The sequence below is a fragment of the Methylocystis parvus OBBP genome, assembly GCF_027571405.1.
GTDB lineage: Bacteria > Pseudomonadota > Alphaproteobacteria > Rhizobiales > Beijerinckiaceae > Methylocystis > Methylocystis parva.
The window spans coordinates 3,320,701-3,335,472 of record NZ_CP092968.1 but is presented as its reverse complement, the minus strand read 5'-3'; the positions used below and the strand labels follow the sequence as shown (position 1 = coordinate 3,335,472).

At 65.5% G+C, this 14,772-nt stretch carries 11 protein-coding genes and 1 pseudogene; 3 read left to right on the top strand and 9 right to left on the bottom strand.

Annotated features, from left to right (window positions below; translation table 11 throughout):
- The first annotated feature begins 114 nt into the window (after window positions 1-114).
- Complete coding sequence (locus MMG94_RS16220; RefSeq protein ID WP_016920663.1) at window positions 115-957, top strand: shikimate dehydrogenase; 843 nt, start codon at window positions 115-117, stop codon at window positions 955-957.
- Window positions 958-1,015: 58 nt separating this feature from the next.
- Here MMG94_RS16220 and MMG94_RS16215 read toward each other — a convergent pair whose 3' ends face one another.
- Together MMG94_RS16215 and MMG94_RS16210 are read right to left on the bottom strand one after the other, a co-directional pair.
- Window positions 1,016-1,528, bottom strand: coding sequence for a phasin family protein (locus MMG94_RS16215; RefSeq protein ID WP_016920664.1), 513 nt, complete (start codon window positions 1,526-1,528; stop codon window positions 1,016-1,018).
- A gap of 42 nt (window positions 1,529-1,570) precedes the next feature.
- On the bottom strand, window positions 1,571-1,927 hold the full coding sequence (locus MMG94_RS16210) for a phasin (RefSeq protein WP_016920665.1): 357 nt from the start codon (window positions 1,925-1,927) through the stop codon (window positions 1,571-1,573).
- Between the two features lie 337 nt (window positions 1,928-2,264).
- Between MMG94_RS16210 and MMG94_RS16205 the strand changes: the two genes are divergently transcribed.
- The gene (locus MMG94_RS16205) at window positions 2,265-5,045 is read left to right on the top strand and encodes a PAS domain-containing sensor histidine kinase (protein WP_026016360.1); all 2,781 of its coding nucleotides are present in this window, start codon (window positions 2,265-2,267) and stop codon (window positions 5,043-5,045) included.
- A gap of 133 nt (window positions 5,046-5,178) precedes the next feature.
- On the opposite strand, the gene MMG94_RS16200 is transcribed toward MMG94_RS16205, so the two are convergent.
- The 6 genes and pseudogenes from MMG94_RS16200 to MMG94_RS16175 form a co-directional block, all read right to left on the bottom strand.
- Window positions 5,179-7,236 carry a methanol/ethanol family PQQ-dependent dehydrogenase gene (locus MMG94_RS16200; protein WP_270109843.1) on the bottom strand — a complete coding sequence of 686 codons (2,058 nt, stop codon included), beginning with the start codon at window positions 7,234-7,236 and terminating at the stop codon, window positions 5,179-5,181.
- A gap of 401 nt (window positions 7,237-7,637) precedes the next feature.
- Window positions 7,638-9,266: a CTP synthase gene (locus MMG94_RS16195; protein ID WP_016920426.1), complete on the bottom strand. Its 1,629-nt coding sequence runs from the start codon at window positions 9,264-9,266 to the stop codon at window positions 7,638-7,640.
- A gap of 626 nt (window positions 9,267-9,892) precedes the next feature.
- Window positions 9,893-10,114: pseudogene (secG, locus tag MMG94_RS22280) on the bottom strand (preprotein translocase subunit SecG); the annotation flags it as partial.
- 5 nt (window positions 10,115-10,119) lie between these two features.
- Window positions 10,120-10,614 carry a type II toxin-antitoxin system VapC family toxin gene (locus MMG94_RS16185; protein WP_016920428.1) on the bottom strand — a complete coding sequence of 165 codons (495 nt, stop codon included), beginning with the start codon at window positions 10,612-10,614 and terminating at the stop codon, window positions 10,120-10,122.
- Entirely contained in the window at window positions 10,611-10,859 is a 249-nt protein-coding gene (locus MMG94_RS16180; protein WP_016920429.1) for a type II toxin-antitoxin system Phd/YefM family antitoxin, read from the bottom strand. The genes MMG94_RS16185 and MMG94_RS16180 overlap by 4 nt, the downstream gene beginning before the upstream one ends.
- Window positions 10,860-10,975: 116 nt before the next feature.
- A complete protein-coding gene (locus MMG94_RS16175; RefSeq protein WP_016920430.1) occupies window positions 10,976-11,443 on the bottom strand; it encodes a hypothetical protein in 468 nt (155 codons plus the stop codon).
- 311 nt (window positions 11,444-11,754) lie between these two features.
- On the opposite strand from MMG94_RS16175, the gene leuB reads away from it, so the two are divergent.
- Complete coding sequence (gene leuB / locus MMG94_RS16170; protein ID WP_026016324.1) at window positions 11,755-12,864, top strand: 3-isopropylmalate dehydrogenase; 1,110 nt, start codon at window positions 11,755-11,757, stop codon at window positions 12,862-12,864.
- 169 nt (window positions 12,865-13,033) lie between these two features.
- On the opposite strand, the gene MMG94_RS16165 is transcribed toward leuB, so the two are convergent.
- Window positions 13,034-14,656, bottom strand: coding sequence for a B12-binding domain-containing radical SAM protein (locus tag MMG94_RS16165; RefSeq protein WP_081495671.1), 1,623 nt, complete (start codon window positions 14,654-14,656; stop codon window positions 13,034-13,036).
- Window positions 14,657-14,772 lie beyond the last annotated feature (116 nt).

Here is a 14,772-nt window from a genome sequence, read left to right as displayed (position 1 = left end):
CGCAAAGACCTGCCGCAAAGACCTGTCGTCGCCCTCGCGCGCAAGGCGGGTTCATGGCTATTATTCGGCGGGGAATCGTGATTGTCTGCGCCGCGACGCGCCAAGGGAGGCCCGATGTCCCTGCACCACCGCTTTATCCTCGCCGGCGTCATGGGCTGGCCCATCGCCCATTCGCGCAGTCCCAAGATCCATAATCACTGGTTCGCGCAATATGGGATCGAAGGGACCTATGTTCCGCTCCCGGTCGAGCCGGGAAGGCTCGAAGCGGCTTTGCGCGCTCTCCCGGCGCTGGGCTTTTCGGGCTGCAATCTCACCATCCCCCACAAGGAAAAGGCGCTCAATTTTCTTGACTTCGTCGATCCCGCCGCCGGGCGCATCGGCGCGGTGAACTGCGTCGTCGTCAGCAAGGACGGCGCGCTCACAGGCCGCAATTACGACGGATACGGCTTCGTCGCGTCGCTTCACGAAGGGGCGCCGCGCTGGCGGGCGGCGGAGGGCGCTTGCGTGATCATCGGGGCCGGGGGCGGCGCCCGCGCGATCGTCTCGGGCCTCATCGAGGCGGGGGCGCAGGAAATCCGCCTTTTCAACCGCACGCGCGACCGGGCGGATCGTCTCGCCGCGGATTTCGGCGCGCCGGTCTCGGCCTATCCATGGGAAGAGCGCCATGAGGGGCTCGCCGGCGCGGGACTGCTCGTCAATACGACGAGCCAAGGCATGATCGGGCAGGAGCCGCTCGATCTGTCGCTCGCCGCCCTGCCGTCCTCGGCCGTGGTCGCGGACATCGTCTATGCGCCCCTGGAGACGCCGCTCCTCACCGCCGCCCGCCGCATGGGCGCGACGTCGGTCGACGGGCTCGGCATGCTTCTGCATCAGGCGCGGCCGGCCTTTCGCGACTGGACCGGAACCATGCCGGAGGCGACGCCGGCCCTCCGGGCGCTTATCGCGGCGACCCTGTAAAAAAAGCGCCGGCGCCCGTGTGGACGCCAGCGCTCGTTCAATCGAAACGTCGGGAGCCTCAGGCGGCCTTCCCCGCGGCGCAGAGCGGCGACGCGGTGAACGCCGCCACGCTTTTCGCGAAATCCATCAACTCCTTCGACTGACGGATGAAAGCCTCGACGCGCTCCTTGGCGAAACGCGACTGAAGATCGACGATTTCCTCGAGGCTCTGGGCCTTCGAGACCTGCTCGGCGAGATCGAAAAACGCCGCGGCGTTCTCCGCCCACAGATCGAGCGATTTCTTCGACCATTGCGAGGAGTCGAAGGAAAAGGAGGCCGCGAAGCCTTCCGTCGCCGATTCGACCGCTTTCTCGACGAGCGCGAGCGGCGCCGAGACGATGTCGACGATCTCCGCGACCGGCTCGGCCGCGGCGTCGACGCCGACCGGTTCCGGCGCAGCGATCTCGGCGGCGACGACTGGCGCGACGGGGACGTCTACGGCGGGCGTCGTTTCCGCCGGCGCCTCGGCAGGGATGTCCTGCTGGGCGTCGACGGAATTGCTTGGGCTACCACCTGTGCTTTTCGTCGCCATGCTACCGCTCCTCGGTTGCGGGTGATCGGGAATCGCGGACGATCAGGACTTCAGGGTCGTGGATTTCTGGATCGCGGCGCCGAGCTCCTTGGTCTGCTCCTGGATGGCGGAGAGCTGCGACTTCACATATTCGGCCTGCAGCTGGAAAACTTCCTGCGGGTCCTTCGCCTTTACGAGCTTCTGCGCGAGGTCGAACGCCGCATTGACATTGGCTTCGGCGAAAGACAGCGCCTTCGTGCCGACATCCTTGGCGCCGGGGACGATGGGAAGGTCGGGCGCGGAAGTCAGCGCCTTATGCGCCGCGCCGGCGAAGCCTTCAAAAGCCTTGCGCGCCTGCTCGACGCTTTTTTCAGCGAAATCGCGAACTTCGTTGGGCACCTGATAAATTGGATCAACCATGGATGTCTCCTGTTGCGGACGCCGTCGCTCCCTCAACATTCGTCCTCAGCTTGAAGGGACGATGACGCGCCGGCGCGGCCGACCGGACGCGACCGGCGGGCGAGGCGGACTTTGCCCGAAACTTTGCTGCATTGCAATATAAATTGTGCGGCGCGTCATTCAACGACGACATGGCGGAAATAGCGCGGAAAACTCGGCGACCCGGATAGACCGGCCGCCCGGGTAGGATTAAGTTTGCGTTAAAGCCCGGGCTCGGGCGCTAGCCATATTGCGCCGGCTCCGGCGCGAGCGGCGCGCGGGACCGGCGTTCGTCTCCGTCGCAAGGGCGGCAAGCGTCATGAGTAGTTTCGAGGCAGAGATCGATGGGGGCGACATCGCCGCCAGCCGCATCGCGGCTGATCCCGCTTTCTCGGCCCTCGACGCCTCCGGCGCGCCCATCGTCGCCGCCTCGGGCGACCCTCTTAAAATCGTTTTCCTGAACGCCGCCGCCCGCGCGGTTTTCGGCGCCGACAAGGAGGCGCTGGCGGCGCGGCTCTTTTTCAGCGACGAGCCAGGCGCCAGGCGTCTCGCGGAACTCGTCGAGTCGGTCCGCCATGGGGCGGCGCTGCGGCTCGAGCGGCTGCGCTTCGAACTTGCCGACGCGCCGCAGACCATCACCATCCTCTGTCGCAAGCTGATCGAGAGAGACGGCCCGGCCTGTTTCGTCATTGCGGCGCTCGGCGTGCGTCCGGCGTCTCTGAGCGCGCCCGAGCGCGAAGGAAGGCGCGAGGCGGAGATCGCGCGGATCGCCCCGCCAGCCGACGCGCCCGCGCCTTTCGACCCGATGGCCGCGACCGAGGCCCTGCGCGCGCGTCTCGCCGAACGCCACGGCGCTCGCGCCGCACGATTCCTCTGGAAAACCGACGCCGCCGGCCGCTTCACGGACGCGACCCATGTGCTGGCGGACGTCGTGGGGGAAGCGAACGCCGACATACTCGGCCGCGAGGTTGCGTTCGTCGCGGCGGCGCTCGGCCTCGACCCGGCCTTCGCTCAGGCGATCGCGTCGCAGAAGAGCTGGAAAGGCGTCTCGGCGGCGTGGCCGCTCGCGGATGAGGGCGCGCGGGTCCCGGTGACGCTCGGCGCCCTTCCGACTATGGACGCCGACCGGCGCTTCGCCGGCTTTCAGGGCTATGGCGTCATCCATCTCGACCGCGCGGCCTATGCCGCGCCGCCCGCGCTGACCGAGGCGCCGCCGCCGGCTTTGGCTCCGGCCGCGCCGGAGCGCTTCGCCGCCGCCAATGTCGTGCCGTTGCGGCCGCCGCCCCAGCAAAGGCAGGAGGCTGCGTCGTCGGAGGACGAGGTCTCCGCCGAGCCGCTGACCTCCGCCGAAAAACTCAACTTTGAAGAAATAGCTCGCGCCCTGCGCGCAGGCGGCGTAACGAATGGCGGCGCGTCCAGCGCAGCGTCCGATTCTGTCCGAGAAGAGGCGGTCGCCGCCGCGCCGGAGCAGATCGAGCCCGGGATGGGGAGCGCGGAACGCCCCGAAACGGAAGAGGTCCCCGCCGCCGCGTCGCTCGACGACGTCGCCGCGCAGCTCGGCGCGCTGGCCGGCGCCGGCGCGGCCGAAGAGCGCCCGCCCCTGTCCCTCGCAACGACCGCGCCCCTCGCCCCGGCCGCATTCCTCCCGGCGGCGGCCGCAGGACTGCTCGACCGCCTGCCCGTCGGCCTGCTCATCGCGCGCGGGGCGCAGACGCTTTTCGCCAATCGCACCCTGCTCGACTATCTCGGCTATGACGACCTTGCGGGCTTCGAGGCCGATGGCGGGCTGGCGCGCATGTTCTTCGGCCGGCCGCTTAGCGATCCGGGCGCCCGCGCCGCGGCCGTGCAGGCGAGCGGCGGCGAGGCGCTGGACGTCGACGTCCATTTGCAGACGGTCGATTGGGAGGGCGCGCCTGCGACTTTGGTGACGCTGCGGCGCAATCGCAATCGTCCGCCCGGGCCAGAAGAAAGCGCGCTTGCGCTGGCCCGCGAGCGCGACGAAAAACTGGCGCGCGTTCGCGCCGACAACAGCCTGCTGCGCGCCATTTTGGAGACGAGCGGCGTCGCCGTCGCGCTCATCGACGACAATCGCCGCATCGAGAGCGCCACGGGCGCTTTCGCGGCGTTGTTCGACGCCGAGAAAGGCGCCTTTGACGGCCTGCCCTTTTCCTCGCTCTTCGCGCTGGAGGACGAGCGCGCTTTCGCCGCGCGCCTCGGCCGCGCGGCGGAAACGGGAGAAGCGCTGCGCCTCGATGCGCGCATCGGCGGACGTCCCTATGAAGCGACCTTGCGTCGCCTCGGCCCCGCGCAAAAACTCTGCGTCAGCCTGCGCGCGCCGGACGCCGACGAGCGTCATGACGAACTCGCCGCCGCGCGCGACGCCGCCGAACAGGCCAATGCGGCGAAGTCCGACTTTCTCGCGCGCATCAGCCACGAGATCCGCACGCCGCTCAACGCCATTATCGGCTTCGCGGAAGTGATGATGGAGGAGCGCTTCGGCCCCATCGGCTCCGAGCGTTACAAGGACTATCTCAAGGACGTGCATTCCTCGGGCGCGCATGTCCTCTCGCTCGTCAACGACCTGCTCGATCTCTCCAAGATCGAGGCGGGAAAGATGGAGCTCGAATTCGACCGCGTCGACGCCAACGCCGTCATCGCCGAATGCGCGTCGATCATGCAGACGCAGGCCAATCAGGCGAAGGTCGTGATGCGCCTCGCGCTCGCCGACCGCCTGCCGCCGATCCGCGCCGACCAGCGTTCGCTGAAGCAGATTTTGCTGAACTTGCTCTCCAACGCGATGAAATTCAGCGAGCCCGGCGGACAGGTCATCGTCTCTTCCGCGCTCACCGACGCCGGCTATGTCGTGATCCGCGTGAAGGACACCGGCATCGGCATGTCGGAAGATGAAGTCGCGACGGCGCTGGAGCCCTTCAAGCAGGTGGCGACCTCGCGCAGCGTGCGCGGCACGGGATTGGGCCTGCCGCTCACCAAGGCGCTGATCGAAGCGAACCATGCCAGCTTCACGATCAGGAGCCGCAAGAATGAAGGCACGCTGATCGAAATCGCCTTCCCGCCGCCGCAGGTGCTGGCCGCGGAGTGAGAGGCGCCGCTTTCAGCTCGATTGCAAAATTAAAAACGCCCGGTCCAATGCGCCGGGCGTTTTTGTTTCGTCAGCATTCCGCGGCATGGCGCGCGTCACAAAGCAACGCGCGCCTTCTTGCGGTTCCTGCGGATTACTCCTGCAACCCGAAGACGGTCAGCACGCCGCCGAGGGCGGTGTAGTTGGCGAGCGAGGCGTAGTTGCCGACGGCGCCCAGGCCTTCGTTGGACTTCGACAAGCCCGCCGCCAGGCCGATGCCCGCCCAGCCGCCGACGCCCGACAGAACCGCCACATACTGCTTGCCGGCCGACTCATAGGTCATCACATTGCCGATGATGCCCGACGGCGTCTTATACTTGTAAAGCTCCTTGCCCGTCTTCGAATCGACCGCCTTCAGATAGCCCTCAAGCGTCCCGTAGAAGGTCACCCCGCCATCCGTCGACACCGCGCCGGACCAAGCCGAGAACTGCTCCTTGTTCGACCAGACGATCTTCCCCGTCTTGGCGTCCCAGGCGATGAAGTTGCCCGTATGGTTCGTGCCGTCGCCCAGAACCTTGCCCGCCGGGAACATTTCCAGCGTCGCGCCGACATAGGGCTGGCCCGCCGTGTAAGACACGCGGAACGGCTCATAGTCCATGCACACATGGTTCGTCGGAACGAGGAACAGCTGCGTCGCCGGATCGAACGTCGCAGGCTGTTCGTCCTTCGAGCCGAGAGCGGCCGGGCAGACGTTCTGGGTGTTCGTGTCCTCGCCATTGTGCTGCGTCGAATATTTGTCGACCACCAGCGGACGCCCATAGGTCTTGGACGACTTGTCCATGTCGACCTTCGTCGCCCAGTTCACCGCCGGATCATACTTCTCCGCCACCAGCAGCTCGCCATTGGTGCGGTCCAGCGTATAGGCGAAGCCGTTGCGGTCGAAATGGACCGCCGTCTTCACCTTCTTGCCGCCAATGTCCTGGTCGGCGAGGATCACCTCGTTGATGCCGTCATAGTCCCACTCGTCATGGGGCGTCATCTGGTAGACCCACTTCGCCTTGCCGGTGTCGAGGTCGCGCGACCAAAGCGTCATCGACCAGCGATTGTCGCCCGGACGCTGATTGGGGTTCCAGGTCGAGGGGTTGCCCGAGCCGTAGAAAATCTGGTTCAGCTCCGGATCGTAGCTGTACCAGCCCCAGGTCGTGCCGCCGCCCGTCTGCCACTGATCGCCTTCCCAGGTCGTGATGCCTGAGTCCTTCTCGACCGGCTTGCCGAGATGCGTGGTCTTGCCCGGCTCGATCAGCGTGTCGGCGTCGGGGCCCATGGAGTAGCCGCGCCAGACCAGCTTGCCGTCCTTGACCGAATAGGCCGTGATGTGGCCGCGCACGCCGAACTCGCCGCCGGCGATGCCGACGAGCACCTTGTCCTTGAACACATGCGGGGCGGCCGTCGAGGTCTGGCCCTTGGACGGATCGCCGTTCTTCACCGACCAGACCAGCTTGCCGGTCTTGGCGTCGAGCGCGATCAGCGTCGTGTCGGCCTGCGCCAGGAAGATCTTGCCGTCGCCATAGGCGAGGCCGCGATTGACCGTGTCGCAGCACATCACCGGAACCACCGACGGGTCCTGCTTGGGCTCATATTTCCACAGGATCTGATGCGCCGGGTCCTTCGCGTCGAGCGCATAGACGATGTTCGGGAACGGCGTATGCAGATACATCACGTCCGTCGTCAGCGTCTTGCCCGACGAATCCATGACCGAGACGTTGTTCAAGACCAGCGGCGCGCCTTCATGGCCGCGCAGGACGCCCGTCGAGAACTGCCACGCAGGAGCAAGCTTCCCAACATTCTCCGCCGTGATCTGCTTCAGCCCCGAATGGCGCAGATTCGCGTAGTCGCCCGTCGGCAACGCCCACTGCCTGGCGTCCTTCTGCAACGTGAGCAACTCGTCATCAGCAGACGCGGCCGCAGGAACGGGGGCGGGTTCTGCGGCGGGAGCCGGAGCGGCGACGACGGGAGCCGGCGCCGGCTGGACGGCCGGCGCGGATTGCGCCTCGGCGGCGGCGGGCTTGGCCGGCGCATGCTCTTCGCCAGCGCTTTCATGAGCCGCCTTGGGGAACCTTTCGTTCAGGGAATTGCCGACGAAATACGCGCCGCCGCCCGCCGCCCAGATGACGGCCGCGGTGAGGAGCAGGGTTTTTGTATCGGGCTTCACATTTCTCTCCCAGCCAACAGGCGGCCTTGTCCACGCTCAGCGGGGCCGCTCGAATTTGTCCATATGTCTGCAATCGCACATTCGCTTCGCGGGAGTCGAGAGGCCGATGTAGAGGCCTAATTTTATGGCTTATGCGGTCGGCGACGCGCATTCACGCCGTCGTCATGTGACGAGCGCCGACACTTTGCCCGCCACGGAGAACAGGCAATGTCCCGCGACGCGAGCGACAGTCGCATCACGCGAATCTCGCAAAACGACATGAAAACCCTCGCCGCCATTTCCGGCACGAGGCGATAAGGGAAATCCGGGACGCCCCGGCCCTGTTCGTCCGCCATGCCCGGCCTTGCGCCGGGCATGGCGGCGGGATGGCCGGGTCAAGCCCGGTCATGACGCGGAGAGGACTAAACCAACCGGCTCTGCGCCTTCGCCGCCGCAATGAAGCTGGCGAACAACGGATGCGGCTCGAAGGGCCGCGACTTCAGCTCGGGGTGATATTGCACGCCGACGAACCAGGGGTGGTCGGGGATTTCGACCGTCTCGGGCAGCAGTCCATCGGGCGAGGAGCCGGCGAACAGCAGCCCGCAGCTTTCCAGCCGCTCGCGATATTCGAAATTCACCTCATAGCGGTGGCGATGGCGCTCGGAGATTTCGGTCTTGCCGTAAATCTGCGCGATGCGCGAACCCGGCTTCAAGAGCGCCTGATAGGCGCCGAGGCGCATCGTGCCCCCTAAATCGCCGCCAGCGGCGCGCTTTTCGAGATCGTTGCCCTTGAGCCATTCGGTCATGAGGCCGACCACCGGCTCCTCGCAGGGACCGAATTCGGTGGAGTTGGCCTTGTCGATTCCGGCGAGGGCGCGGGCGGCCTCGATCACCGCCATCTGCATGCCGAAGCAGATGCCGAAATAGGGCACGCCGCGCTCACGCGCGAAGCGCGCCGCGAGAATCTTGCCCTCGGCGCCGCGCTGGCCGAAGCCGCCCGGCACGAGAATGCCGTGCACATGTTCGAGATGCGCGGCCGGGTCGCCGCCCTCAAAAATCTCGGACTCGATCCAGTCGAGATTGACCTTCACGCGGTTGGCGATGCCGCCATGCGCCAGGGCCTCGATGAGGCTCTTATAGGCGTCCTTCATCTCGGTATATTTGCCGACGACCGCGATGGTGACCTCGCCCTCGGGATTGAGGATGCGCTGCGTCACCGCGTTCCAGCGGCTCATATCAGGCTTGGGCGCGGGCTCGATGCCGAAGGCGGCGAGCACCTGCGCGTCGAGACCCGCCGCATGATAGGCGCGCGGCACGTCGTAGATATTCGCGGCGTCGCGCGCCTCGATCACCGCCTGTTCGCGCACATTGCAGAAGAGGCCGAGCTTGCGGCGCTCCTCGCGCGGAATTTCACGATCCGTGCGGCAGAGAAGAATATCGGGCTGAATGCCGATGGAGCGCAGCTCCTTCACCGAATGCTGCGTGGGCTTGGTCTTCAGCTCGCCCGCGCTCGGAATATAGGGCAGCAGCGTGAGGTGGATATAGATCGCGTGATTCTGCGGCAGGTCGTATTTGATCTGGCGGATGGCCTCGAAGAAGGGCAGACCTTCAATGTCGCCGACCGTGCCGCCGATCTCGATCAGCGCGAAATCGACATTGTCATTGCCCTCGAGGATGAACTCCTTGATGGCGTTGGTGACGTGCGGAATGACCTGGATGGTCGCGCCGAGATAGTCGCCGCGCCGCTCCTTGTTGATGATGTCCTGATAGATGCGGCCGGTGGTGACATTGTCCTGCTTCGTGGCGGGACGGCCGGTGAAGCGCTCGTAATGGCCGAGGTCGAGATCCGTCTCGGCGCCGTCATCGGTGACGAAGACCTCGCCATGCTGATAGGGCGACATCGTGCCCGGATCGATGTTGAGATAGGGGTCGAGCTTGCGGAGCCGGACGGTGTAGCCGCGCGCCTGCAGGAGCGCGCCGAGAACCGCCGACGCGAGACCCTTGCCAAGTGAGGAAACCACGCCGCCGGTGATGAAGATGTAGCGCGCCATGGGGCTTAACGCCTAACGCCTTTCGCTGGGTTTTGATAGCGCCAATTTGCGCCGGGGAAGCACTCTTCCCCAGCGGATTTCTTTGTCGGGCGTGTGACGGACCGCGCTTATTGCGCGGGGGATTTCCACTGCGTCGGCGGGGCGGCCGGCGCGGCCTTCGGCGCCTCAGCCGGCTTGACGGCCTCAGGCTTCACGGCGTCGGGCTTCTGGGCGTCGAGCTTGGGAGCCTCTGCGGCGGGAGCCTCGAATTTGGGCGCTTCCGCCTTCGGGGCTTCGGCTTTGGGCGCTTCCATCGCAGGTTCGGATTTCGGCGCCTCGGCCTTCGGAGCGTCCAATTTGGGAGCGTCGAACTTGGGAGCCTCAGACTTCGGCGCCTCGGTTTTGGGAGCCTCGGATTTGGGGGCTTCGGCCTCGGCCTTGGGCGGCTCCTGCGACGGGCGCAGGGCCGGCTTCTCTTCCGCCGGAGAGGCGCCGGTCACGCCCTGCTGGCGTTTTTGCTGGGCGCGCTGGAGCTGGTCGAAAACCGTGTCCTTGCCGGCCTCCGGCTCCTTCTCGCCCGGCTTGATCTCCTTGAGCTTGATGTCGTTCTGGTCGATCGCCTTGGTCCAGTCGTCGCCGCCGGCGGCGCGGCGCTCCCAGGCCGGGAGCACGGTGAGGGCGATGCTGGTGAGGAAGAAGATGGTCGCGAGAATGCCGGTGGCGCGGGTGAGCGCATTGGCCTGGCCGCGGCCGGTGAAGACGCCGCTGCCGCCCATGCCGAGCGCGCCGCCCTCGGACTTTTGATAAAGAACGAGAATGACGAGCGCGGTCACCACCATCAGGTGGATCGCGATGATGATCTGCTGCAGCATTTCTAGCCTTCTTCCCGAGCGGAGCGCCGGCGCGGCCGGGCTCGACGCCAAAACCATCGCCGGCTTCTACACCATGCGAGCAGCGCAAGGAAGGGGCGATCGACCGGCCCCGACGACCAGATGCGTGGCGCAACGCCGTCGAACGCCGCGTCGACGGAGACGAGGGAAAGCCCTTCCAAAATCGAGGTCGCTGCGATCAAACGATCGAATGGGTCGCGATGCGCCCATGTCAGGCTGCCGGCAAGCGTGCAAATTGCAGGATTGAGACGCGCCGCCAAGCCGCCCTGTTCCACAAGGAGCTTGGGAAGCGCATCGACATAAGGCGCCATCTCCGGCCATTTCCCGAGCCGCGCCTTTTGAGAGATTTCAAAAAAACTGATCGGGCTGACATTGACTCCGCCCGCACCGGCGACGGCCTCTCTCGCTCTCGCAGACAAACGGGGATCGTCGGTCAGGCTCCAGACCCAGGCGTGGGTGTCGAGGAGAAGAGCGGTCACGGCTTCGACGGCGAAGCGGCGCCCTCCCAGAGCTGAAGCTCTTCCTCCGGCATGGGCTCGAGAAAGTCCGGGCCGGCGCCGAGGCCCCTGTCTCGCAGGAAACCTATTTTGAAGCCGCCGCGTTCGATAGCGACGAGGCGGACGACCGGCTTGTCGCCCTTGGCGATAACGACGTCTTCCCCGGAGAGGGCGGCTTCGATGAGCTTGGATAGTTGCGATTTAGCGGTGTGAATATTGACCAGCACCAGCCCCTCCTTGGCTAATCTAGCTAAGTACGCCGACGCCAACGTTCCTGCAAGATAAAGCCAAACAAAAAAGCGGGCCGCCGGGCCCGCTTTCCCAATCCTTCCGCCGAACCGGATCAGTACATATTGCCGTCCTGGCCTTTCCACTTCGAGCCTTCCTGGTCGAAGCGCGTCTCGTCGCTGAAATCGATGACCCTGCCGGGCTCGATATACTGCTTGTCCTTGATCATCTGGTTCTGGATGGTGGTCGAGTAATAGCTGGTGTTGTCCGAGCAGCCGGCTTTCGGCGCGCCGCCTTCGGGCTTGCATTGCGGATTGGCGCCCTTGGGGAATTTCACGCTCGCCTTGAAATAGAACTCGTAGCCCGCATGGCCCGCGCCCTCGACGTCGAGCGGCCAGAAGCGCGTCACCTCGAATTTCTCGATGACCGCGTCCTTGTCGAACTTGTCCTTGATCAGATTCTCGAAGACTTTCCTGGCGTCCTCGGCCTTGGGCTCGCAATTTACGAGGCAGAAGGCTTTGGCGGGGACCGCCCCGGCAAAGGCCGCGAACATCGCCAGAGCGACGATTTTCATCAATTTCATGGTGCGTCTCCCTCGTTCCCTCAAGTTCAATTCAGAGCGCAATCCCGCGAAGAACCTGTGCCGGGTTCTTCGCCCGCGCCCCTGGCTCCCTGGAGGAGCGCCGCTCGTTCGGCGGCGGCGCTTCAGCCCCAGAAAGCCTTGTTCATTGACCTTTTTCAAGCTGCACGGCTTCGCCTGTCCCGGCAAGGGAGCGGTGCGGCGCGAATTGTCGCATGAGGCGGCCGGCGCGGGGCGGCGCCCGCCAAGTTGCGCGGGGCCGTTTCGCGCTCTATTGGGGGCGCATCTTTCTCCAACGCGCAAACGAGGCTTTCATGTCCGCCTACAAGCTCCTGCTCCTTCCCGGCGACGGCATCGGTCCGGAAATCTCCGCCGAAGCCGAGAAGGTGATCGCTTTTCTCGGGCAGGCGGGCGTGGCGAAGTTCGAAATCGAGCGCGGCCTTGTCGGCGGCGCGGCCTATGACGCGCATAAGGTCGCCATCAGCGAAGACGACATGAAGCTCGCTCATGCGGCGGACGCGGTGCTGCTGGCCGCCGTCGGCGGGCCGAAATGGGACGGCGTGCCCTACGCCGTGCGCCCGGAGGCGGGCCTTCTGCGCCTGCGCAAGGACCTCGCCCTCTTCGCCAATCTGCGCCCGGCGATCTGCTATCCGGCGCTCGCCGACGCCTCCTCGCTCAAGCGCGAGCTCGTCGACGGCCTCGACATCATGATCGTGCGCGAACTCACGGGCGGCGTCTATTTCGGCGAGCCGAAGGAGATCGTCACGCTCGAGAACGGCGAGAAGCGCGCTGTCGACACGCAGGTTTATACGACCCACGAGATCGAGCGCATCGGCCGCGTCGCTTTCGAGCTTGCGCGCAAGCGCGGGAACAAGGTGACCTCGTCCGATAAGGCGAACGTCATGCGCTCGGGCTATCTGTGGCGCGAAGTCATCACCGCGCTGCACAAGCGCGAATATGCCGACGTGCAGCTCGAGCACATGCTCGCCGACGCGCTGGGCATGCAGCTCGTGCGTTGGCCCAAGCAGTTCGACGTCATCGTCACGGACAATCTTTTCGGCGACATGCTCTCGGATGAGGCGGCGATGCTCACCGGCTCGCTCGGCATGCTGCCCTCCGCTTCGCTCGGCGCCGCCGATGCGAATGGGAGCCGCAAGGCGATGTACGAGCCCTGCCACGGCTCGGCGCCGGACATCGCCGGCAAGGGCATTGCGAACCCCATCGCCATGATCGGCTCGCTCGGCATGGCGATGCGCTATAGTTTCGACAACGCCAAGGCGGCGGACGCGATCGACGCGGCGATCGCCAATGTGCTCGCCAAGGGCCTGCGCACCATCGACATCAAGGGCGACGCGCCCTCCTCGATCTCCACCGCGCAGATGGGCGACGCCATCGTCGCGGAGCTGAAGGCGGTATTGGGATAGGCCGCCTCGCCCATCGCGCTCGATCCTTCCGCTGCGCCGCCGTCATTGCGAGCGAAGCGAAGCAATCCAGGAGCGTCAACGTGGCTCTAGATTGCTTCGTCGCTTCGCTCCTCGCAATGACAGCGGATGCGCCTTTCGGACTCACATTGTCTTCGCCATATGACGCCCCTCACCTCAGGCGAGCCGAATAGTTCGAGGCGTTGAGCTTTCCGGCGCAGGCTTTTCGCGCATAAGTGATGAGATGCTTGGCGAGGATGCCGACGCTGATGACGTCCTCGATGCGGCCGGTCTTGATGCGCGGCCAGGCATAGGCCCAGAAGATCCTGCGGTAATCGGCGACGACGCCGAGCTTCCAGCAGATCCTGAGCAGCATGGCCATTCCCCGGCGCACATTCTTCGGCGTCACCTGATCCGGCGGACGCGGGCGCGGCCGGCGATTGGGGAAAGTGTGCTGCGTGAGGATTTCATAGCGCGCGAAGAGCCGCGCGGGATCGTAGGCGTGGCGCAGGCAGTCGCGCCAGGTTTCGACGGTCTCCTCGTAGGAGCGCTTGAAGACGACGTTGGATTCGCGACCCGCCTCGTCGCTGAGCCGCCCTTCTTTCTCCAGGCGCTCCCAAAGCGGCGTCTTCGGCAGCGCCTGCAGAAGATTGATCGTCAGCATGGGGATATACGACTGATCGACAAAGTCGATGATGCGGCGCGCGGTGTCCGGACCGTCGGTGTCGAGCCCGATGATGACGCCGGCGACGACCTCCATGCCATGCGCGTTGAGCCGGCGCACGCCCTCGAGAATCGGCAGCGCCAGATTCTGCTCCTTGTCGATGGCGGAGAGCGCCTCCTCCTCCGGCGTTTCGATCCCGACGAAGATCGTCGTGAAACAGGCGGCGCGAAGCCCCTCGAGCAGATCGTCATATTTCGCGATGTTGAGCGTCGCCTCGAAGGCGAAGGAGAGCGGGAAGGAATTCGTCTCCTGCCACGCGATCAGCACCGGCAGAAGCTCCCGCAGGGCGCGGCGGTTGGCGATGAGATTGTCGTCGACGAAATAGACCGAGGTCGTCAGCCCGCAGGCGCGCAGCTTGTCGAGCTCCGCGAGGATGCGCTGTGGCGGCTTCAGCCGCGGCACGCGGCCATAGAGGCCGGGTATGTCGCAAAATTCGCAGCGATAGGGGCAGCCGCTCGAAAACTGGATGGAGCCGATGAAATAATGATCGAAGCTCACCAGCTCATAAGCGGGAATCGGAAAATCCTCGAGCGGCGTGCGCTCGCCGGTCTCGAGGACGATCTGCCGTTCCGGCCGCGCGCAATCGCGGGCGAGGCGCGCGAAGAGCGCGCGCGTGGCGTCGCCCATCTCCCCGACATGGAGATAGTCGAAATGCGGATAGAACTCCGGACAGGCGGAGACCGACGGACCGCCGAGAATCGCGACCTTGCCGTATTTATGCGCACGGCGGCGGATGTCGTCGATCTGGCGGCGCTGGACATGCATGCCGGAGACGAAAACGGCGTCCGCCCATTTGAAGTCGCCGCGCTTCGCCCGCGCGACATTCTCGTCGACGAAGCGCACCTCCCATCCTTCCGGCAAGGCCGCGGCGATGACGAGCAGCCCCTGCGGCGGCATGAAGGCGCGCAGCGTCCCGGTAATGTCATAGGCGTATTCGAGCGAGCCGAGCGAGGGCTCATAAAGCGGGAAGACGCAAAGAATGCGCCTCCCCGGCGGACGGCCCAATTCCGCTGCGGCGGGCGGCGGCGCGGCAGACGCTGGATCGCATTGCGTAACCGCCTCGTCGAGCATGTGCTTTCTCGCAGTGAACCGGCCCAAGAATGGCTGATCCGCCTGAAGAAGCAAGAGGCCGCTGTCGCTCCGCGCGCCGGGACGCTAAAATAGTTTTCCATAGAGCGGCGCGACCC

Excerpts from the sequence above, each read along its gene's own strand:
- MMG94_RS16220 (WP_016920663.1), top strand. The coding sequence starts at position 115 with ATGTCCCTGCACCACCGCTTTATCCTCGCCGGCGTCATGGGCTGGCCC.
- MMG94_RS16215 (WP_016920664.1), bottom strand. The coding sequence starts at position 1,528 with ATGGCGACGAAAAGCACAGGTGGTAGCCCAAGCAATTCCGTCGACGCC.
- MMG94_RS16210 (WP_016920665.1), bottom strand. The coding sequence starts at position 1,927 with ATGGTTGATCCAATTTATCAGGTGCCCAACGAAGTTCGCGATTTCGCT.
- MMG94_RS16205 (WP_026016360.1), top strand. The coding sequence starts at position 2,265 with ATGAGTAGTTTCGAGGCAGAGATCGATGGGGGCGACATCGCCGCCAGC.
- MMG94_RS16195 (WP_016920426.1), bottom strand. The coding sequence starts at position 9,266 with ATGGCGCGCTACATCTTCATCACCGGCGGCGTGGTTTCCTCACTTGGC.
- MMG94_RS16175 (WP_016920430.1), bottom strand. The coding sequence starts at position 11,443 with ATGAAATTGATGAAAATCGTCGCTCTGGCGATGTTCGCGGCCTTTGCC.
- leuB (WP_026016324.1), top strand. The coding sequence starts at position 11,755 with ATGTCCGCCTACAAGCTCCTGCTCCTTCCCGGCGACGGCATCGGTCCG.
- MMG94_RS16165 (WP_081495671.1), bottom strand. The coding sequence starts at position 14,656 with ATGCTCGACGAGGCGGTTACGCAATGCGATCCAGCGTCTGCCGCGCCG.